Consider the following 20,210-nt stretch of genomic DNA (forward strand, 5'->3'; position numbering starts at 1 on the left):
AGTGCCCCCCCCTACACTAGTCAAAGCTCATGACAAAAAAATGACCAAATCAAAATGGTATAAAAAAAGACCACCTAGGGTGATCTTTTTATTGAGAATAATGGATTTCTTAAGCTGTTTTAGTTCGGTTAGAAATCAGCGTTCCAACACCATGATCAGTGAAGATCTCAAGTAATGTAGCATGTGGCACTCGACCGTCAACAATATGCGCACTCACAACGCCACCTTTAACAGCATCAAGCGCACAGCCTACCTTAGGAATCATACCACCATAGATCACACCTGTTTCAATGAGGCGATCAACTTCTTGTGTCGTAAGGCCAGTTAACAGATTTTTATTTTCATCAAGCACACCGCTAATATTGGTGAGCAAAATTAATTTTTCAGCGCCTAATGCTTCTGCAACCTTACCTGCAACTAAATCAGCGTTAATATTATAAGTATTGCCTTCTTCATCTACACCTAATGGCGCAATAACTGGAATAAAGTCACTTTGGGTGAACATTTCCAATACATCTGTTTTAACGCCTGTCACTTCACCAACCATACCCAAGTCGATATGTTTGACAGAACCATCTTCTTCTTGCTTTTCCATAAGCAATTTACGGGCACGAAGTAAATTACCATCTTTACCCGTTAAACCAATCGCACGTCCACCGTGTTTATTAATCAGGTTAACGATTGATTTATTTACACTGCCGCCCAACACCATTTCAACCACTTCCATGGTTGCAGCATCAGTTACGCGCATACCGTCAATGCGGTCAGATTCACGGCCTAACTGCTTTAAGAATGAGTCCACTTGTGGTCCACCACCGTGAACAACAATCGGATTTAATCCTACAGTTTTAAGTAAAACGATGTCTCGGGCAAATGAACTTTCAAGCTCTGGATCAGTCATTGCGTTGCCACCGTATTTCACCACCAGCGTTTTACCAGTAAAGCGTTGAATATACGGCAAAGCTTCAATCAAGATTTTTGCTTTGTCGACACCGATATGCTGATGTTGTGGCATTACGCCTCTCCTTACTTAGGCCTCTGAAAGTTCTTGTGCAATTTGCGGATAGTGTTCTTGCAACATATCCACAAATTTTTGCTGGATTTCCTTTAATCGTAAAGGATTATCTGCATCAAATCGTACTGTAAAGTATTCACCAGTATTTGATGCTCGAATAATGCCAAAACCATCATCAAAATCAAGACGTACGCCATCAATTTTACTAATACGCGCCCCTAAGCGATGACTTAAAATCTCAATATCTTGTAATACATACTTTGGATCAGACTGATAAGTACCAATATAGGTATCTTCTGTACAACATCTTTCCGGATATGGAGCAAATAATTCAGAAATCGTAGCGGCATCAGATTGGGTAAAATACTCCATTACTCGTAATGCAGCATATAAACCATCGTCGTAGCCAAAACCACGGCCATCATTAAACACATAATGACCTGCATATTCTCCACCAAAAATGGCACGTCCATTCGATTGAGATAAATAAGCACGTAAGAAGCTACTTCCCGTGCGGATCATTTTTGCTTTTCCACCGAGTTTCTCGACGGTCTCTTGAACCATACGTGAACATTTCACATCAAAAACAATTTCTTGCTCTGGATGCTGCTCAAGGCACATTTGCGCAAAAAGCGACAATAAGCGGTCTGCTGTTAATATCTGTGCTTTTTCATCGACTAAAACAACACGGTCTCCATCGCCATCAAGAGCGATGCCGATATCCGCCTGCTGCTCAACTACAGCTTTACGCAAATGAGTTAAATGTGCCGCATGTGAAGGGTCTGGTGCGTGATCTGGAAACTCACCATTTGGATTGGTGCGTAAAGCAATGACTTCACAACCCATTTTTTCCAATATTAATTTTGAACAATGCCCAGCTGAACCATGCAGACCATCTAAAACAACTTTTAAAGGACGTTTTAAATGAATATCTTTAAAAATAGCTTGTTGGTATTGTTGGCAAAATTCAGCTTTAAATTGAGGTAATGTCAATTCAAGTACAGAAATTGAATGAGACGGTACATAAGTTTGGGCTTCTTCACCCACCTGCTGAATCATTTCTGGAGACGGCGGTTCACCCTTTAAAATCCACTTAATCCCATTGTCAGATTTTGGATTATGGCTTGCGGTCACCATAATGCCATTGCCCCCAAAATCTCGAGCAATGTAGTACATCATTGGTGATGAACAGCAACCAATATTGGTCACTTTTAAACCTTGTTCTACTAAAATTTCTTCAATTAAGTGTGCATAGGCTGGGCTTGTGAGACGGGCATCATAGCCAATTACTAATTGAGTTTGTTTTGCTTGTTTGTATTGTTGTGCCAATCCGTAGGCAATTGAACGGACAACGTCCGTGGTTAAGAAAGAAAGTTTGCCTCTAATATCGTAAGCACGAAAAATACTTTTTGGAAATGAGTGTCTTACATTCATAGCGTATCTTCTATTTAAAGATCAATTCGATCTATCGCAAAAACATAGATTATTCAAAATTTTTGAAAGGTTTGTTTGCTAAAAAAGTTAAAAGAATATGAGTAAAGCGTGTTGTAATATAATCCTTTGTAACATTCAAGATGTAAAAAGAAACGCCTGTTCAACAGGCGTTTGATTTTCGTTAATATTTAAAAAACTTATTGTTTACCTGTGTGACCAAAGCCACCTGCGCCACGTAAAGTTTCTTCAAATTCTTCTACTTGCTCAAATTCAGCTTGTACGACAGGCACTAAAACGTACTGTGCCAAGCGCTCACCTGGTTCTAAACGGAATGTGGTTTGACCACGGTTCCAAACTGAAACCATCAATTCACCTTGATAATCCGAATCAATCAAACCAACTAAGTTGCCAAGCACGATACCGTGTTTATGACCTAACCCTGAACGCGGTAAAATTAAACCAGCAAAATTTACATCATGAATATAAATTGCCATACCTGTTTTAACTAAAACAGTTTGTCCTGGTTCAATATCAATTGCTTCATCTAAACAGGCACGTAAATCTAAACCCGCTGAACCTGCTGTTGCATATGAAGGTAAAGGCCATTCTTTACCTAAACGCGGATCGAGCAATTTCACTTGAACTTTCATGGGATTTCCTAAAAAATAAAAAAATTAACGCTTTAATAAAGCTTTTAAATTTGCCAGATATTGTTGAGCCTGTTCTTTAGGATCAACATTAGCCGCAATTTTCTTTTTACGCCCTAACCACTCAAGCTCATCTTGCGGAAGCTCATCAAGGAAACGGCTAGGCGTCATTTGTTTCATCTGTCCACCATTTTTACGCTGTTCCGCTAGAGTTAACGTTAAACCTTGGCGTGCACGTGTAATTCCCACGTACATGAGACGGCGCTCTTCCTCAATGGTTTCTGCTGCAATCGAGTTCTTGTGAGGCAATAGTTCTTCTTCAAGTCCCATAATGTACACATATGGGAATTCCAGACCTTTTGCTGCATGCAAAGTAAGAAGGTTCACTTTGTCTGTATCTTCTTCTTCCTGCTGCTGTTCTAACAGATCGAGCAAAACTAGTTTTCGGATAACACTTTCAATATTCTTTTCATCAACATCTTCTGCACGATTAATCAGATTTTGAATACTGGTAAATAAATTCTCGATGTTATCGAGTTTACTTTTCTCTTGTGCAGGTGTAGCTGACTGTTCGCGAACGTAATCCATATAACCCGCTTCATTCATCATTTGACGAACTTTAGGCACAGGCTCATCATCTTCCAACAATTCACGAGTAAATGTCGCAATAAAGTCAGCAAACTCATGAAGCTGTGTTTCTGCCTTTTTAGGAAGCACCATACTTAAACGCTGGTCAGCAGAAGCACCGAGTAAAGACAAATTATTTTCTTGTGAAAATAAACCTAGCTTCTCTAGAGTAACAGGGCCAATCGCACGTTTAGGCGTATTAATAATTCGTAAGAAAGCACTGTCATCTTCTGGATTAATAATAAGACGTAAGTAACTCATCACGTCTTTAATTTCTGCACGGGCGAAGAACGATGTACCGCCAGAGAGTTTATACGGAATTTGCATTTGACGAAGCTGGGTTTCTAACACACGTGCCTGAAAGTTTCCGCGGTACAACACAGCATAATCTTTCCAGTTCTTACCGTTCATCAGCTTATGAGTCAGTAAGTCTTTTACCACGCGCTCTGCTTCATCGTCATCATTACGACATGTAATGATTCGGATGACTTCCCCATGTCCTTTATCACTCCACAATTTCTTGTCAAAAATATGTGGGTTGTTTTGAATCACACAGTTAGCTGCTTTTAAAATACGGCTGGTCGAACGGTAATTTTGTTCAAGCTTAATAATATGTAGATTTGGGAAATCTTGTTTAAGCAATGCCATATTTTCAGGCTTAGCACCACGCCATGCGTAAATCGACTGGTCATCATCACCTACCGCGGTGAACTGCCCCATTACCCCAACTAAAAGTTTGACCAAAATATACTGCGCGGTGTTGGTATCTTGATATTCATCGACTAATAAATAACGGACACGGTTTTGCCACTTGTCACGTACTTCTGCATTTTCTTGCAATAAGCGTGTTGGCATAACAATCAAGTCATCAAAATCGACAGCATTGTAGGCACGTAAATTACGTTCATAAAGTTGATAAAGATGAGCAAACTGGACATCTTCTGGTGTTTCACAAGTCGAATGCGCTTGTTCAGGCAAAATCAGATCGTTTTTCCAATCTGAAATTTTCTTCATTGCCTTGGCAATTAATTCTTTACTCTCTGCACCCGATAAATTGTCACGATGCATCAAATCCATCAAAATACGTTTACAGTCGTCTGCATCCAAAATCGAAAAATTAGCTTTTAAAGGTAAATTTTTAAGTTCTAAACGTAAAAGATTTAAACCAAAAGTATGGAAGGTAGAAACAGATAAACCTTTTGCTTCTTCACGTGACAAAAGCTTAGTCACACGTTCTTTCATTTCACGTGCAGCTTTGTTTGTGAAGGTCATCGCGGTTATACGATGCGCAGGAATACGGCAATGTTGCACCAAATAGGCAATTTTACGCGTAATTACCGATGTTTTACCTGAACCAGCGCCAGCAAGCACCAATAAAGGGCCCTGAGTATATTTCATGGCTTCTTCTTGCTTGTTGTTCAATTGACTGGCAGATGACATCGTGTATTACCTCTTAATTTTTCGAGCATGATTATAGTCATCTCTTTTTTAGAATCCCAATAGTAAATCTACGGATATGTATAAATGATGTCTAATAATGCAATTTATGCGCCGCAGAATGTCGTGATTATTTCTTGTACTGCACCCATAAAAAAACCACCCGAAGGTGGTTTTTGAAACAATAAACTAGATCTTATTGTTTAGCATAAATGCTGATTTCTACACGGCGGTTTTGTTCACGGCCAGATGCAGTTGAGTTATCTGCGATCGGGTTAGATGAACCATAACCTTGCGCGTCGATACGGCTAGCAGATACGCCTTGGCTAGCTAAATAACTACGTACTGATTGAGCGCGTGCTTGTGATAATGGAATGTTAATTGAATCATTACCAGTGTTATCAGTATAACCAGTTACAAGAATTGCACTCTTGTTATCTTCAGCCAAAGTTTGAGCCACTTTGTTTAAAGTTGCGTAGAAGTTTGGCTTGATGTTTGATTTGTTTGTATCAAAAGTAATGCTACCAGGCATGATCAATTGAACAGAACCATCTGGGTTACGGCCAACGTCTACACCAGTACCCGCCATTTGTTGACGTAATTTTTTCTCTTTCTGGTCAAGATATACACCACCACCAGCACCAAGAACTGCACCAATTGCCGCAGCACGGTTGTTTTGACGGCTAGAGTTTGCATTTGATTTAGAAATACCATAACCAGCTGCTGCACCAATTAAAGTACCTAATGCGGCTTTATCGTATTCAACGCCACCAAGATTATTACCAGTTGTTTGACAACCAGAAAGAACTACTGCTGCCCCTACCACTGTTGAAATAACTAATGCACGCATTGCATGCCTCCTCACTTTGTGTGTTTTGTTGTCTGAATGAATAATGAAACAAAAAGGAAGTATAAAACATTGATATTTTGTTAATAATAAACAGTTTAGTTATGTTTTTGTAATATTTTGATGCACTTTAAGATGCTAGCTCATCACAATTTCTTCATTGTTGTCTAAGATATCGTTGTATTTCATATTATGACAGTTATAGTTGAACAACTTTTCTATGGATTTGAGACATTCGGGGTCTTTTATATGTCAACTGCACCCAATAAACAATCTGCGCTAAAAAAAATTACACGTGGACTCACTGTAGGTACAGTCATTACAGGAAGTACTTTTTTTCATGGTCCTCCTGTTCTTGCATTAGGTCTGACCAAGCTATTAAAAAAATCATCAAAAATAGATGAAACTAATATTCAAATTACAAATAGCTGGTTAGGGGTAAATAATTGGTTAATTGACCATGTTCTACCCAATCTAAAATGGGACATTACCATTGATGAAGGACTTGATCTGAATATGCAAGGTCGTTATCTCATGACCTGTAATCATCAAAGTTGGGTAGACACGACTGTAAATCAATATTTCGGTTTAACCCGTATGCCTCTAACCCGTTTCTTTACTAAATGGGAACTCATCTTTATTCCTTTTGTTGGGCAAGCATTTAAAATTTTAGGCTTCCCAATGATGAAACGTCACACCAAAGAACAGATTGCAAAGAATCCTGAACTTAAAGACCGTGACATGATGGAAGCGCGTAAAGCCTGTGAGCAGCTTTTAAGTCAACCCTTTACATTATTAAATTATTTGGAAGGAACTCGATTTACTCAAGAAAAACATGACCAGCAAAAATCCCCTTATAAGCATTTGCTAAAACCCAAAGCAGGTGGCTTAGCGCTTGCATTAAACATCTTGGGTGACAAAATTGATGCCCTAGTTGATATGACCATCGTCTATCCTGATGGCGTACCAGGATATAGCGATTTCTGGCTTGGGGATGTTTCAAAAATTGCGGTTAACTTACGTAAAATTGAAATTCCAGACTGGGTACTTGGCGGCAACTATGAAGATGACGCGGCTTATCGTGAACGTTTCCAGCAATGGGTTCATGACATTTGGACCGAAAAAGATCAACTTATTGAGCAAATGAAGTCTCAATATACCACTGCAAATATTTAAGAAAGCACCCGTTATTATGCAAAACAGTTCTGGGAAAAAAACGAAATACCATCATGTAGACCCAAACAGCCTTTCATTTAAGCTGTTTTTGGTCTACGACATCTTTATGGTGTTTATTATCATTTTTAACTTGTTCTGTCTTGCAACTAATTTCTTTTTAATGAGCAGTATTGGGGCATGGTTCTTCGAACATATTCACTTGCCCCAAGTACTCAGCTTTTATCGTACTTCACTACATCCGTGGGTGATTACATCAGAAGCTTGGTTTATTGGTTTTTTAATTATTGAGCTGCTTGTACGCTGGGCTATTGCGATCATCAACAAGCACCATAAGCGTTGGTTCTTTTTCCCGTTTATTCACTGGTATGAAATTTTAGCTATTATTCCTCAGCTCCGTTTTTTACGTTTATTCCGCGCTGGGATTATTGCTTATCGCTTACATGAGTTGGGCTATCCAGTTGTTCCTGAAAGCTGGCGAAAAACTGGGCTATTTTATTATCGCGTCGTAATGGAAGAACTATCTGACCGCGTTGTAATTACCGTGATTGATGGCATTAGATATGAACTTGAAACCAGTTCTAGCCATAAACAGATTATTCATGACTTGGTTAATCATCATCGTGAGCAATTTACTGTCGCTCTAACCGCATTATTACAAGAATCTTTAGCCACCGCTTTAAAAGAACAAAAGCCTGCCATTACAAAAGGTGTGGGCAAAATTGTAGATCAAGCCATTATTGATACGCCTGAGCTAACTCAATTATTACGCTTAATTCCTTTAGTCGGTGGCCGCATTGAACAGCAAATTCAAAGCATTGGTCAAAGATTAGGTGAAAATATTAGTGCAGGTTTAATTGAACCTTTAATTGAGGGATCTCAAGATGCTCCAAATCCTACTTATCAATTAATTTCTCAAAGAGTAAGTGAAATCAATATTAATAATCGTCAGCTTGAGCAATTGGTTGAATCTGTAGTGTTCGAGACACTGGAGTCTGTACGTAAACAAGTCAAGGTCAAACAATGGCAACAAACCCTTGCGGAGTATGATCGAATCAAAGAATAAGCATTTATTTAATTTTTTATAAATCACGCTAGAGAATTGGCACGAATTGTTCTAGCATTTGCCCTATTTACAATAAACTTAACGATATTACAGCTCGTTTAACGCCTTGAAGGAAGACTTATGGCTGATATACGGATTACCGGCAGAATGGTTAACTTTAGCAGGATAACCTTCGATACCAATGATCATGATGTGATCCGCCAGCAATTATCAAATATTTTAAATGAAGGTTCCTATCAAGGAACTTTAGTGATTATTGACAGTACAGTTGAGCAAGAGTTAATTGCATTGATTCAACTTCTGGTGAGCTTGGGTTTACAACCAATGGCGGTAATCGACGGTATTTTAGGAGATGAGGCTCGCGCTATTCAATTCCCTGTTTTACCGGCAGATCAACCATTACAACGCATTAAAGCGACAGCTGAACAAGTGGCTATTGTGGAAAAACCTGCTACAGCTCCTGCCTCGTCTTCAGCAGAAACAAAAAAACCACTAAACAAGATAGCGGTCGCTCATATTACCTCTTATCATGATGAAATTTTGCGTACAGGCCAATCCCTTGTACAAGATAACGGCGATATTATTTTAAAGGCTGGCATGAATAGTGGTTCCGAGGTGATCGCTTCAGGAAATATACATATTTATGGCACAGTTCGTGGTAGAGTCATTGCTGGTGCGGGCGGGCACGCAGCTGCACGCATTTTTTGCCAATCTTTAGAGGCTGAGCTCGTTTCCATTGCCGGAACGTATTGTGTCGCAGATGATATCCCTAAACATGTGGTAAAAAAACCAGTACATATTTATTTAAATGAAAAGCAAGAGCTTGAATTTGAAGCTCTAGAACTTTAATTTATTAAGCAAATCACCAAAAAACAGCCCTTTTAAGGGTGTATGACCATAATAGGAGTGGATTCGGTGGCCAAAATTGTTGTCGTAACATCAGGCAAAGGTGGTGTAGGTAAAACTACAACGAGCGCATCTTTTGCAACAGGTTTAGCCCTTCGTGGTCATAAAACTGTTGTGATTGATTTTGATGTAGGCTTACGTAACCTTGATTTGATTATGGGTTGTGAGCGTCGTGTTGTTTATGATTTTGTTAATGTTATTAATAACGAAGCACGTCTGCAGCAAGCCCTTATTCGCGATAAAGATATCGAAAACCTTTATATTTTACCGGCTTCACAAACACGTGATAAAGATGCGTTGAGCGACGAAGGTGTTGCTCGTGTTATTGATGAGCTATCTCAAGAATTTGATTACATCATTTGTGACTCACCTGCAGGGATCGAGCGTGGCGCGATTTTAGCCATGTATCATGCAGATGAAGCAATCATTGTAACAAACCCTGAAATCTCTTCAGTACGTGACTCTGACCGTATTATTGGTATGTTAGATAGCAAGACCAAGAAAGTTGAACACAACGAAGGGCGTATACGTAAACATTTATGTATTACACGTTTTAACCCGGAACGTGCTGACCGTCAGGAAATGCTGACAATTGATGATATTTCTAAAGATATTTTACGCGTACCGACATTAGGTGTTATTCCAGAATGTCCAAGTGTATTACAAGCATCAAACGAAGGTAAGCCAGTTATTCTGTATTCAGAAACTAAAGCTGGTCAGGGGTATGATGATTTGGTTGCACGCTTCCTTGGCGAAGACCGTCCTTATCGACACATCACAGCTCAACCTAAAGGCTGGTTAGCACGACTATTTGGAGCGTAGATATGGCAGGATTCTGGAGTAAATTATTTAGCAGCGAAGAAAAACCATCAAGTGCTCAAACTGCCAAAGATCGTTTGAAAGTTATTGTTGCTTCTGAACAAGGTTTAGGCCGCCGTTTAAGCCAAGACAAAATTGATCAGATGAAAAAAGAAATCATGCAAGTGGTTAGTCGTTATGTTAGCGGTGTAGGTGAACAGCATATCCAAATGCAAGTTCGCTCTGAAGCCAATATCGAAATGTTAGAAATGAATATCAATTTACCTGAAGAACGATAATTCTATTTCTGACTATTCAATAAATCAGAATCAAGGCAAAATAACGCAAGTTATTTTGCCTTTTTTAAAATGAGGAGATTGTCATGGCATTATCACAGCCAGCAACTTTCAATGAAGAATGGTCCGATGAGCGTGTTTTTGCCTACCTCAACCAACTTCCTCCAAGTGGTGTGAATGCAGATTTTCATGTGCTCTACCATGCATTCAAACATATGCGCCCAACAGACTATGAGCGTCTTTTAACGCAATTTATTGCGGACGGACGCGATATTAATGCCAAAGATCCTGAAGGCCAACGCATCCATGATGTAATTGCTAAGTTTCCGCGTCAATCAGCACCATTTTTAGAAGTTCTAGCAAAGTTTGCTTAAAAATAAAAAGCCTCTAAAAGAGGCTTTTTTCTTATCTAGACTTATCGATTACCAATCAGGAAAATACCAAATACGGTAAAAATACCACCCGAAATACCATCAATCCATTTTGAAAAATTACGATAAGCTGCTCTAAAACTCGGTAATGAAAAAATAAAAGTCACAAAGCAGAACCATAAAATTGTCTCGACCGTGACAATAATAAATAGTAGCCAGTGAACCTGATCAAGTTGAGGATTAGCTAAAAATAAAGAGAAAACACTACCAAAATAAATAACAGCTTTTGGATTTGATAAATTGGTTATCAAACCTTTAATAAAAAATAAGTAAGGTGCTTTTGGGAGCTCAACAGCAACACTGCCCTCTTGCTGATTTTTTGAAAAAGCCGAACGTAGCATCTGATAGCCCAACCAACATAGATATAAGCCACCAGCAATGAGCAATCCTTGCTTTAACCAAGCCATTTTCTCAAATATAAGATTTAATCCCATCAGTGCCAAGCACGCCCAAAACATAACACCCACCGTTATACCAGCAACGACCAGCATAGCGTCTTTACGAGACCGGCTAATGGCGGTTTGAGATACAAGAAAAAAATCAGGCCCAGGAGTGATAAGCGCACAAAAGTGAATAAAGGCTAAAGTAATCAAAGCTAATAACATGTCTTTCTCCTAATTTAATTCATTGTTATTTATTTAGGGAAAATACATTAGCATTTTTTACTAGACGATAAAATCTTTAAGTCATTTATAAATAGGTTCACTTTATTTAAGTTATAAAAAAACCTCCGAAGAGGCTTAAATTATACGTATTAAACTAGAATATCCCGCTTACCATTAGGGCCCATTGAGCTCACAATGCCGTTCTCTTCCATTTGATCAATGATACGAGCGGCACGGTTATAACCAAGGCTAAATTTGCGCTGTAGCGAAGATGTAGACGCTTTTCGAGTTTCTAATACGAATGACACACATTGATCATAGAGTGCATCTCGGTCAGAACCACCCTCACCCTCTTCAAAGCCACGTGATGCAGGCTCTTCATCAAATGGAGTCAAGATTTCATCAATATAATCAGGCTCGCCACGCTCACGCCAAGCATCACAAATACGGTTTACTTCATCATCACTAATGAAAGCACCATGCACACGTTCCGGCTCAATTTTACCTGGTCCTAAGAACAGCATATCACCGTGACCTAACAAGTCTTCTGCACCACCTGCATCCAAAATAGTACGCGAGTCAATTTTACTGTTTACACGTAGTGCTACACGCGTTGGAATATTGGCTTTAATCAAACCAGTAATAACATCAACAGAGGGACGTTGAGTCGCAAGCAATAGGTGAATACCAGCAGCACGAGATTTTTGTGCCAAACGGGTAATCATTTCTTCTGCTTTTTTACCCACCTGCATAATCATGTCGGCGAACTCATCCGCAACAATCACAATAGATGGTAATGGCGTTAAACGAGGTGCACGTTCTTGTGTCGCCGAGTCGCTTGGCTTCCAAGTCGGATCAATTAAGTCTTCACCATTCGCAATCGCTTCTTCAACTTTACGGTTGTAGTCACTTAATTTACGAATTTTTAAGAACGACATAAGCTTATAACGACGTTCCATTTCATTCACACACCAGTTCAAAGCACTTACCGCATCTTTCATGTCAGTAACGACTGGAGTTAATAAATGTGGAATATCATTATAGTTTGCAAGTTCGAGCTGTTTTGGATCGATTAAAATTAAACGTAATTGGTCAGGCGTATATTTAAGTAACATCGATAAAATCATCGAGTTGACCGCAACCGATTTACCAGAACCTGTCGTACCAGCAACCAACATATGTGGTGCTTTCGCTAAATCAGTGAGTACAGGATTACCTGAAATATCTTTACCCATCGCCATACTAATTAATGCACTTGGGTCGCGATATGTTGGTGTTTCCAATAACTCAATCAAACGTACCATTTCACGGGCACTGTTTGGCACTTCAATACCAATGTATGGTTTACCAGGAATAACTTCGACCACACGTACAGATGCCATCGACATTGAACGTGCCAAGTCACGTGAGATATTCGTTACCTTAGAAGCTTTAACACCCGGCGCCAAATCTAACTCAAAGCGAGTTACAACTGGTCCTGGTTGAGCCTCTACCACCTGTGCTTTAACGTTAAATTCTTGCAATTTAATTTCAAGCAATTCAGATAAACGTGAAAGTTGCTCTTCAGTAAAGTTGACTTTCTTATTTGGATCAACCTTATCAAGTAGGTCAAGGCCCGGTAAAGTTGGTAAATCCAAACGCTTCTTAGCAACTTGCATTGCACGAGACATTGGGCGGCCTGATGCATCTGTTAACGGTGCATCAAAATCGAAATCGTCCTCATCAAAATCAGCATTTTCCTGCGGTTTTCCAGCAGTCTCCTGCCAAGCTTCAATAAACTCTTCTTTTGAAAGTTTGTCGGCCTGAATAGTCGTTTGAATAGGAGCTTTTACAAATGCTGAAGATTGCGCATAACTACTTGCTCTCACAGGTTCAGTTGGGGCAATGTCTTCATCTATTAATAAATCATCAAAATCTTCAAAGACTTGTTCGTTTGCTAAATTTTTAGGTGATTGATTTAAATTTGAAATATTTGAAGATGTTTCATTCGCAATATTAACAGATTGCGAAGTTGGTTCGGCTTCTACATGGTGATCTTGAACAAATGGTGTATGCACATCTGTTGCAGTTTTACTGTTTGGAACCGCGGCAAGCAACTCATCAAAAATCTCATCATCATTCCAATCAAGACCATGTAAGTCTTGTTTAGATGATGGTTGATTTTGATTTACCTGAGAAATTGTTTGCTGAAATTGCTCATGAGTAGGAACTTGCTCTGTCTCTGTCGAATCATCAGCAGCTCTTAAAAGCGCATCAATTTCTTGCTTATGGCTCGCATCATCACGCTGTAAAGCACGCCATACTTCGCCAGTCGCAACTAAACGTTGGCTATCTCGTTCAAGTTTATGGGCCTGTTCAAGCGTATGCTCAAAGTTCTGAGTATTTGCAACTGGTGTATCTGCAACAGGTTCAGGTCGGCTCTGCTCTTTCGCTAGCACATCTGCAAATAAGCGCTCAGCAACCGCATCATGTCGCGTTGTGGTAGATTGCGGTTGAGTTGATTCAGGTTGAACTGATGCTTCTTTCTCATCTGAAGCATTAGCATTCGTTTCTACATTGTCAGCAACTTTAACCGCGGCTGCTTTGGTGGCAGGTTGAGTTGTTAAGTCATAATCCGATTCATTCGGAGATACGTTCTTATAAAATAAATCTTGTAAATAACTTGGTGTAGCTTTGAGCGTAACCCATGTTTTACTCCATTGCACCCCAAATGCAAGAGTAAACAACACGACCCCGAAAACCAGTAAAAATAAGGTTGCACCGTAAATTGTTAACAACTGAGATAGGCTTTGACCTAACTCATAACCAATAATTCCCCCAGCTGCATTATCTAAAGTATCTGCCGGCACATTCCAGTGTAAATAAAGTAAGCTAGATACAACTAAAATTAAGAAGAATTGTGCAGCATAACGAAATGGGCGGTTTAGGAAACTACGTGGCCACCAAACCTGAATTGCTTCAATGAAAAGGAAAATTGGAATAAGCAAACTTGCCCATCCTAAAAAACCAAACAGCAAATCTGCAATCCATGCGCCAGCAATACCACTTGCATTGGATACTTGCTGAGTATCACTGGAAATATGCATCCAGCCCGGGTCAAATGGTGTATATGTTACTGTTGCCAGAAACATATAAATACCAAAAGAAACCAAGAATAATGTCATCAATAAGCGCTGTGCATAAACACTTGACACCGCAGTCATATACTGTCCTGTAACCCATTTAATTATTGGTTTAGAGATGTGAAGAACTATATTTTAGATCTTCAACGAATGAACTTTATATTATGCACCTGTTCTTACAAAAAAGGTGCATGATTCTTTACAGTTGTTGTTAACATAAGGCACTTCTATATTGTTATATAACTTAATTCGATTGACCTGATCAATATTATCCACATTGATTTAACGCTATTGATCGGCAAATTCACGTATAATTTTCAAAATTCTCGAAATAAATAAGGATACCCTCAATGAGTGCTCGTCATTCTCGGTTAATTATTCTCGGTTCTGGCCCTGCGGGCTATAGTGCAGCAGTATATGCAGCGCGTGCAAACCTTAAACCTACTTTAATTGCAGGTTTACAACTAGGTGGGCAACTTACAACAACAACCGAAGTTGACAACTGGCCGGGCGATCCTGAAGGTTTAACAGGTCCTGCATTAATGGATCGTATGCAAGCACATGCTGAACGCTTTGGTACAGAACTCGTCTATGACCATATTAACGAAGTGGATTTAAATGTACGTCCTTTTGTTTTAAAAGGTGACATGGAAGAGTACACATGTGACGCTTTGATTATTGCAACTGGTGCTACAGCTCAATATCTTGGTTTAGAGTCTGAACAAAACTTTATGGGCCAAGGTGTAAGCGCATGTGCAACATGTGACGGTTTCTTCTACAAAAACCAAAAAGTAATGGTTGTAGGTGGTGGTAACACTGCTGTTGAAGAAGCACTTTATTTATCAAATATTGCTTCACATGTAACGCTTGTACACCGCCGTGATACTTTACGTTCTGAAAAGATTTTGCAAGATCATTTATTTGCCAAAGAAAAAGAAGGCAAAATCAGCATTATCTGGAACCACGAAGTTGAAGAAGTATTGGGTGACAATACTGGCGTAACCAGTGTTCGCCTTAAATCAACTCAAGATGATTCTAAGCAAGACGTAGAGGTTCATGGTCTGTTTGTAGCAATTGGTCACAAGCCAAACACTGGAATGTTTGAAGGCCAGTTAAACCTACGTGATGGCTACATCCAAGTGCAAAGCGGTACCTCTGGTAATGCAACAGCGACTTCTGTAGCTGGTGTTTTTGCTGCTGGTGACGTCGCTGACAGCATTTATCGCCAAGCGATTACTTCTGCTGGGTCTGGCTGTATGGCGGCCCTAGATGCTGAAAAATATCTAGATAATCTTTAATTAATAGATTTCTAGAGTTTTAAAACAGCCGTTCTTATAACGGCTGTTTTTTTAGAATAATGACTAGCTGACATATATTAATTTTTATAGCATAACCTTAAAGCTCATCTTATTTTATTTTTATGAATACACTTCCACTTTCCCAATTCATTTTTCCTGATCCCATTGAGGCCGATCCAGATGGGCATGGTTTAATTTGTATCGGAGCGGACCTCTCCCCTTCTACCCTATATGAAGCATACACCCATGGTCTTTTTCCTTGGTTTAATGAAGATGAGCCTATTTGTTGGTGGAGCCCAGAACCTCGTTGCGTGATCTACCCTCAAAACTATAAACCAAGTAAATCACTCATTCGGAACATGAAAAAGTACGATTACACCATTACGGTAAATCATGCCTTTGAACAAGTTATTCGCTCTTGCTCTTTGCCAAGAAGTTATGCAGATAAAACATGGATTAGCGAGGATATTATTCAAGGTTACTGTGAGATGTTTAATGCTGGTTATGGTTACAGTATTGAAGTATGGCAACAAGAGGAGCTTGTAGGAGGTTTATACGGTGTTACGATTGGCAAAGGGTGTTTTGGTGAGTCAATGTTTAGCAACGAAACCGATGTTTCAAAAATGGCTTTTTATACATTAATGCTCATTGGACAAGAAAATCAGCTACCATGGATAGACTGCCAACTCGTAAACAGTCACTTAATTAGTCTGGGAGCCAGTACACTTTCTCGTCAAGACTACTTAAAATCGTTACAAGATGTAATTATTCACCCCTCTATCAATTGGAAAAAGTATCAAGAACGTGTATTTTCAAGTAAAACAATAGCATTAGATGCAAAATTAATGGAATGATAACAGGAGGGACCAATCATGAAATCATATCACCCGAAGTCCCTTTTAAATGATCTGCAGTATTATATTACTCCACCTCATGATTGTAGCTATCTAGAAAATAAATCAGCACGCATGGTGTTTTTAGATCCCATCCATCGAATTGATGTGGTCACTCTTTCAGAACTTTCTCGTTTAGGCTTTCGCCGTAGTGGCGACTTTGTTTATCGCCCTGAATGTCACTTATGTAGACAATGTCTGTCTTGTCGTGTTCCAGTTGCCGATTTTCAAATGAACAGCATGCAAAAAAAAGCATGGAAACGAAATCAAGATCTCACCATGACTGTTCTGCCTACGCGACAAGCAGCTCAAATTCATTATGATTTATACGAACGCTATATTAATGAACGCCATGCAGATGGTGATATGTTTCCGCCGAGCTTAGATCAGTTTGAAAAGTTTTTAGTACATAGCTGCACAGATAGTTTTTTTCTTGAGCTTTGGAAAGACAATCGGCTCATTAGCGTTTCTACTTGTGATTTAATGGATGATGGACTATCGGCTGTCTATACATTCTTTGATCCCGATGAGCATCGCAGATCACTGGGTGTTTACTCTATTCTTAACCAAATTGAATATGTGAAATCGCTCGGTTTAGAATATCTCTACTTAGGCTATTGGGTGCCTCATTCAGCCAAAATGAACTATAAATCGCAATATACACCTTTAGAACTTCTGCTCGATGGGCACTGGCGCCGTTTAAACAGATCATTATCACCAGAGGAAATTCAACAACTAGGTACGTCTCTTATGACCACGTTACCTTCTGAATGGAATAATTTAATCATTAAATAAAGATGCGAAATCATCTGTACAGGTTTTTACCATAATGACCGCATGTTCGCGACCACCATCTTGGGTAGGATAATAATTGCGACGCAGATCAATTTGGTGAAAGCCTGTTTTTTCATATAAACCAATAGCGGCTTTATTACTTTCACGAACTTCTAAAAAGATTTGTACTGGCTGATTTTCCAATTTTTCAATTGATGCACTTAATAACTCATATCCTAAACCCTGCCCTTGCATTTTAGGATCAACTGCCATGAGTAACAAATTAGCTTCATCTAAAACAGGCTGTAAAATACAAAACCCAACCACTCTGTTTTGTGACTCAATCACTGTACATTGATAAGAGTTCAAAGATTCAATAAATTGCTGTCTTGACCACGGATGGGTCTGAACTGATTTTTCAATTTGAACGACAATATCCACATCAGTGTTTTGCATAATACGAATCATGAGTTTCAACGCAATGAAGATTCTAAAGTAGTGCGTATTATAAAAACTTCCCAAGAAAAAACGAGCGAAAAAAAGGACAATTGAATTGCCCTTTTTTCAGTATTTTTTAAAGACCTAATTTTTCACGCCAAGTTGCTAGCAATGCTGTGGTATCCGAATCATTTGGATGAAATTTTGGTCTTAAAAAATCAAGTAACTCTGGAATTTGACGAGTCATAAAACCTTTACGACCATACATGAACTTAAGCATGTACTTCGTATCTTTCCAAGTTAATTTATCATCAGTTTTAAGTAACTTAGCAGTAAAATAAGACTGAGTTGCGAAGATTAATGCCATTGCAATAATCAAGGCTGTTGAACGCATAAAATAAGCTTTCGGACCTTGTCCATACATGCTGGTATACACATCAAATGCGACAGCTTTATGTTCATTTTCTTCAACTGCATGCCACATCCACAAATGATACATAGTGTCGTCTTGGAACATGGCCTGAATTTCAGGGTTTTGTAAAAGTTCAGCTGCAATGGTCGATGTGAAATGCTCTAGAGCACAGGTTCCAGTCAAATCAATCATTTCTTTGGTATAGCCAAAAGGTTTCATTAATTTGGTTACAACAGCTGTACCCATCTTAATGACTTTTCCTGTTTGCTTTTCCATATGGCGCACATCATAACCATAAGCCTGTGCTGAAGCATTAAATGCTAAATGCTCTTTGGAGTGCATCGCTTCTTGACCAATAAAAGCACTAATTTCTTTTTGAAGATCTGGATCAGCGAGCTTTGGATCATTTCGAACGGCACGCGTACTATTTACAAAGAACTGCTCACCTTCTGGAAAAAGGGCCGATAATGCTGTCATAAAATGTGTTAATGCTGCATCATAATTTGCCCAATAACGTGGGACCTGAGCAAATTCAAAATCCATACGACGCACAGGGAAACTAGCGCCAGCACGATTGGAAATATTTACCTTAGCATTCATCTCAGACTCCTTTTAAGTGAATAGCTAATTCACATATAACTTTATTTATTTTCTTAATATTTATAATCATACGTCTTTCAATGTACCAATTAAGTGCAGATGAGGACAGAGAAATATCAGATGAGGTCATTCATAGACACATAAAGGTGCATTATCTGCTCCACGATCTCTTTAAAATAATTATATAAAAATAAAAAAGGGCCACTATCGGCCCTTTATAAATCATGAATTAAATCTATAAACCTAATTTTGCTTTCCATGTTTTCAATAGACCAACGGTATCTAGATCATTTGGATGAAAGCCAGGTTTAAAGTAAGCTAACATTTCTTTAGCCATACCACTAATAATACCTTTAGATGGGCTATATCCGTATTTATAAATTACTGATAGTTCATCTAAATTCAACTTGTTATCTTGCTTTAATAAACGAAGCACAAAGGATGACTGAATCAAAAAGATTAAAGTCATAGCAAACACTAAAGAACTGGTTCGTAACGCATAAGCTTTTATGCCTTTACCAAACACACCTTCGTACACGTCATAAGCTACGGCTTTATGCTCATTTTCTTCAATCGCATGCCAATACCACATTGTTGACATTGTCTCATCTGTCATAAGCTCTTGAATGTGCTTATTGACCAATAATTGCGACGCAATAGTAGCGGTAAAATGCTCAAGAGCCGTTGTAGCAGTCAAGTCAACCATTTCTTTTGTCATACCGAAAGGTTTGACAATTTTTACAAAAGTTTTAATGGCTGTTTGAATTGCCGTATCGGTAAATTTCTCTAACGTTTCTACATCATGACCAAACTTTTGAGCAGAAGCATTGAAGTTTACATGCTCTTGAGTATGCATTGCTTCTTGCCCAATGAAAGCACTAATCTCTTTTTGGAGTGCTTCATCATCTTTAATCGCTGGGTGATAACGTACTGCTCGTACACTATCTATAAAGAATTTCTCACCAGCCGGAAACAATGCTGACAATGCAGTCATAAAATGTGTGAGTCCAGCAGAACCATTCATCCAATATTCTGGTACATCATTAAAGTCAAAATTCATACGACGCACTGGAAAGCTTGCACCTGCACGATTCGTAATATTCACTTTAGCATTCATACCCAAAGCTCCTTAGTAAGTAACCCTAGTTACTCAAACTTTATTGTTCGTTTTCTTGATTCTTATCATACAAATTTAATAAAAAGGATTAAGGGGAAATAAGGACATTGAAATATCAGTTAGGGCCAGCCTTTATAGTGATTGTTAGACAATTAAGTATAAAAAAAGCGCTCTAAAAAGAGCGCTTTTTTTCACTGAAAGTGATTATGCAGTTACTTTTGCAACAACACCAGCACCTACAGTACGACCACCTTCACGGATCGCAAAACGTAGA

The 20,210-nt window shown here is 38.9% G+C and carries 19 protein-coding genes and 1 pseudogene; 9 read left to right on the forward strand and 11 right to left on the reverse strand.

The genetic code is table 11. The annotated features are described in order from the left end of the window. Nucleotides 1-109 precede the first annotated feature (109 nt). The 5 genes from argB to B806_RS0113955 form a co-directional block, all read right to left on the reverse strand. The gene (gene argB / locus B806_RS0113935; RefSeq protein WP_017386717.1) at nt 110-1,015 is read right to left on the reverse strand and encodes an acetylglutamate kinase; all 906 of its coding nucleotides are present in this window, start codon (nt 1,013-1,015) and stop codon (nt 110-112) included. A gap of 15 nt (nt 1,016-1,030) precedes the next feature. Then, nucleotides 1,031-2,449: a phosphomannomutase/phosphoglucomutase gene (locus B806_RS0113940; protein WP_005070866.1), complete on the reverse strand. Its 1,419-nt coding sequence runs from the start codon at nt 2,447-2,449 to the stop codon at nt 1,031-1,033. Between the two features lie 197 nt (nt 2,450-2,646). After that, nucleotides 2,647-3,099, reverse strand: coding sequence for a dUTP diphosphatase (dut, locus tag B806_RS0113945; RefSeq protein WP_002121799.1), 453 nt, complete (start codon nt 3,097-3,099; stop codon nt 2,647-2,649). Nucleotides 3,100-3,123: 24 nt separating this feature from the next. Then, nucleotides 3,124-5,163, reverse strand: a complete 2,040-nt coding sequence (locus B806_RS0113950; RefSeq protein ID WP_005070868.1) for a UvrD-helicase domain-containing protein — start codon at nt 5,161-5,163, stop codon at nt 3,124-3,126. 193 nt (nt 5,164-5,356) lie between these two features. Beyond that, complete coding sequence (locus B806_RS0113955; protein ID WP_005803139.1) at nt 5,357-6,010, reverse strand: OmpA family protein; 654 nt, start codon at nt 6,008-6,010, stop codon at nt 5,357-5,359. 246 nt (nt 6,011-6,256) lie between these two features. Between B806_RS0113955 and B806_RS0113960 the strand changes: the two genes are divergently transcribed. The 6 genes from B806_RS0113960 to B806_RS0113985 all read left to right on the forward strand — a co-directional run bounded on the left by B806_RS0113960 (nt 6,257) and on the right by B806_RS0113985 (nt 10,620). Then, on the forward strand, nt 6,257-7,183 hold the full coding sequence (locus tag B806_RS0113960) for an acyltransferase (protein WP_005803140.1): 927 nt from the start codon (nt 6,257-6,259) through the stop codon (nt 7,181-7,183). Nucleotides 7,184-7,199: 16 nt separating this feature from the next. Continuing rightward, nucleotides 7,200-8,246 carry a hypothetical protein gene (locus tag B806_RS0113965; RefSeq protein ID WP_005803142.1) on the forward strand — a complete coding sequence of 349 codons (1,047 nt, stop codon included), beginning with the start codon at nt 7,200-7,202 and terminating at the stop codon, nt 8,244-8,246. A 120-nt stretch (nt 8,247-8,366) separates the two neighbouring features. Then, nucleotides 8,367-9,095 carry a septum site-determining protein MinC gene (gene minC / locus B806_RS0113970; RefSeq protein WP_005075304.1) on the forward strand — a complete coding sequence of 243 codons (729 nt, stop codon included), beginning with the start codon at nt 8,367-8,369 and terminating at the stop codon, nt 9,093-9,095. A 66-nt stretch (nt 9,096-9,161) separates the two neighbouring features. Next, nucleotides 9,162-9,974, forward strand: coding sequence for a septum site-determining protein MinD (minD, locus tag B806_RS0113975; RefSeq protein ID WP_002121719.1), 813 nt, complete (start codon nt 9,162-9,164; stop codon nt 9,972-9,974). A gap of 2 nt (nt 9,975-9,976) precedes the next feature. After that, the gene (gene minE / locus B806_RS0113980; protein ID WP_000896934.1) at nt 9,977-10,249 is read left to right on the forward strand and encodes a cell division topological specificity factor MinE; all 273 of its coding nucleotides are present in this window, start codon (nt 9,977-9,979) and stop codon (nt 10,247-10,249) included. Between the two features lie 83 nt (nt 10,250-10,332). Beyond that, on the forward strand, nt 10,333-10,620 hold the full coding sequence (locus B806_RS0113985) for a PA4642 family protein (protein WP_002121755.1): 288 nt from the start codon (nt 10,333-10,335) through the stop codon (nt 10,618-10,620). Nucleotides 10,621-10,661: 41 nt separating this feature from the next. Here B806_RS0113985 and rhtC read toward each other — a convergent pair whose 3' ends face one another. Both rhtC and B806_RS0113995 read right to left on the reverse strand, forming a co-directional pair. Beyond that, nucleotides 10,662-11,282, reverse strand: coding sequence for a threonine export protein RhtC (gene rhtC, locus B806_RS0113990; protein WP_017386718.1), 621 nt, complete (start codon nt 11,280-11,282; stop codon nt 10,662-10,664). Nucleotides 11,283-11,431: 149 nt separating this feature from the next. After that, on the reverse strand, nt 11,432-14,485 hold the full coding sequence (locus tag B806_RS0113995) for a DNA translocase FtsK (protein ID WP_017386719.1): 3,054 nt from the start codon (nt 14,483-14,485) through the stop codon (nt 11,432-11,434). Nucleotides 14,486-14,754: 269 nt separating this feature from the next. Here B806_RS0113995 and trxB point away from each other — a divergent pair, with 269 nt between their 5' ends. From trxB to B806_RS0114010, 3 genes are all read left to right on the forward strand, one after another. Further along, the gene (trxB, locus tag B806_RS0114000) at nt 14,755-15,702 is read left to right on the forward strand and encodes a thioredoxin-disulfide reductase (protein WP_002121722.1); all 948 of its coding nucleotides are present in this window, start codon (nt 14,755-14,757) and stop codon (nt 15,700-15,702) included. Between the two features lie 122 nt (nt 15,703-15,824). Beyond that, nucleotides 15,825-16,556 carry a leucyl/phenylalanyl-tRNA--protein transferase gene (gene aat / locus B806_RS0114005; protein WP_017386720.1) on the forward strand — a complete coding sequence of 244 codons (732 nt, stop codon included), beginning with the start codon at nt 15,825-15,827 and terminating at the stop codon, nt 16,554-16,556. An 18-nt stretch (nt 16,557-16,574) separates the two neighbouring features. Then, on the forward strand, nt 16,575-17,390 hold the full coding sequence (locus B806_RS0114010; RefSeq protein ID WP_017386721.1) for an arginyltransferase: 816 nt from the start codon (nt 16,575-16,577) through the stop codon (nt 17,388-17,390). Here the strand turns inward: B806_RS0114010 and rimI are convergent. The 4 genes and pseudogenes from rimI to B806_RS19555 all read right to left on the reverse strand — a co-directional run. Next, complete coding sequence (gene rimI, locus B806_RS0114015) at nt 17,376-17,837, reverse strand: ribosomal protein S18-alanine N-acetyltransferase (RefSeq protein ID WP_002121701.1); 462 nt, start codon at nt 17,835-17,837, stop codon at nt 17,376-17,378. The two genes, B806_RS0114010 and rimI, sit on opposite strands and share 15 nt — an antisense overlap. Nucleotides 17,838-17,943: 106 nt before the next feature. Further along, on the reverse strand, nt 17,944-18,819 hold the full coding sequence (locus tag B806_RS0114020; RefSeq protein ID WP_002121736.1) for a metal-dependent hydrolase: 876 nt from the start codon (nt 18,817-18,819) through the stop codon (nt 17,944-17,946). Nucleotides 18,820-19,054: 235 nt separating this feature from the next. Next, the gene (locus B806_RS0114025; RefSeq protein ID WP_002121792.1) at nt 19,055-19,936 is read right to left on the reverse strand and encodes a metal-dependent hydrolase; all 882 of its coding nucleotides are present in this window, start codon (nt 19,934-19,936) and stop codon (nt 19,055-19,057) included. Between the two features lie 204 nt (nt 19,937-20,140). Beyond that, nucleotides 20,141-20,210: pseudogene (locus B806_RS19555) on the reverse strand (elongation factor Tu); the annotation flags it as partial.

The sequence above is a fragment of the Acinetobacter sp. TG2027 genome, from assembly GCF_000302435.1.
Lineage (GTDB): Bacteria > Pseudomonadota > Gammaproteobacteria > Pseudomonadales > Moraxellaceae > Acinetobacter > Acinetobacter pittii.

Coding starts and splice junctions, on each gene's coding strand:
- argB (WP_017386717.1), bottom strand. CDS start 1,015: ATGCCACAACATCAGCATATCGGTGTCGACAAAGCAAAAATCTTGATT.
- B806_RS0113940 (WP_005070866.1), bottom strand. CDS start 2,449: ATGAATGTAAGACACTCATTTCCAAAAAGTATTTTTCGTGCTTACGAT.
- dut (WP_002121799.1), bottom strand. CDS start 3,099: ATGAAAGTTCAAGTGAAATTGCTCGATCCGCGTTTAGGTAAAGAATGG.
- B806_RS0113950 (WP_005070868.1), bottom strand. CDS start 5,163: ATGTCATCTGCCAGTCAATTGAACAACAAGCAAGAAGAAGCCATGAAA.
- B806_RS0113955 (WP_005803139.1), bottom strand. CDS start 6,010: ATGCGTGCATTAGTTATTTCAACAGTGGTAGGGGCAGCAGTAGTTCTT.
- B806_RS0113960 (WP_005803140.1), top strand. CDS start 6,257: ATGTCAACTGCACCCAATAAACAATCTGCGCTAAAAAAAATTACACGT.
- B806_RS0113965 (WP_005803142.1), top strand. CDS start 7,200: ATGCAAAACAGTTCTGGGAAAAAAACGAAATACCATCATGTAGACCCA.
- minC (WP_005075304.1), top strand. CDS start 8,367: ATGGCTGATATACGGATTACCGGCAGAATGGTTAACTTTAGCAGGATA.
- minE (WP_000896934.1), top strand. CDS start 9,977: ATGGCAGGATTCTGGAGTAAATTATTTAGCAGCGAAGAAAAACCATCA.
- B806_RS0113985 (WP_002121755.1), top strand. CDS start 10,333: ATGGCATTATCACAGCCAGCAACTTTCAATGAAGAATGGTCCGATGAG.
- rhtC (WP_017386718.1), bottom strand. CDS start 11,282: ATGTTATTAGCTTTGATTACTTTAGCCTTTATTCACTTTTGTGCGCTT.
- B806_RS0113995 (WP_017386719.1), bottom strand. CDS start 14,485: ATGACTGCGGTGTCAAGTGTTTATGCACAGCGCTTATTGATGACATTA.
- trxB (WP_002121722.1), top strand. CDS start 14,755: ATGAGTGCTCGTCATTCTCGGTTAATTATTCTCGGTTCTGGCCCTGCG.
- aat (WP_017386720.1), top strand. CDS start 15,825: ATGAATACACTTCCACTTTCCCAATTCATTTTTCCTGATCCCATTGAG.
- B806_RS0114010 (WP_017386721.1), top strand. CDS start 16,575: ATGAAATCATATCACCCGAAGTCCCTTTTAAATGATCTGCAGTATTAT.
- rimI (WP_002121701.1), bottom strand. CDS start 17,837: ATGATTCGTATTATGCAAAACACTGATGTGGATATTGTCGTTCAAATT.
- B806_RS0114020 (WP_002121736.1), bottom strand. CDS start 18,819: ATGAATGCTAAGGTAAATATTTCCAATCGTGCTGGCGCTAGTTTCCCT.
- B806_RS0114025 (WP_002121792.1), bottom strand. CDS start 19,936: ATGAATGCTAAAGTGAATATTACGAATCGTGCAGGTGCAAGCTTTCCA.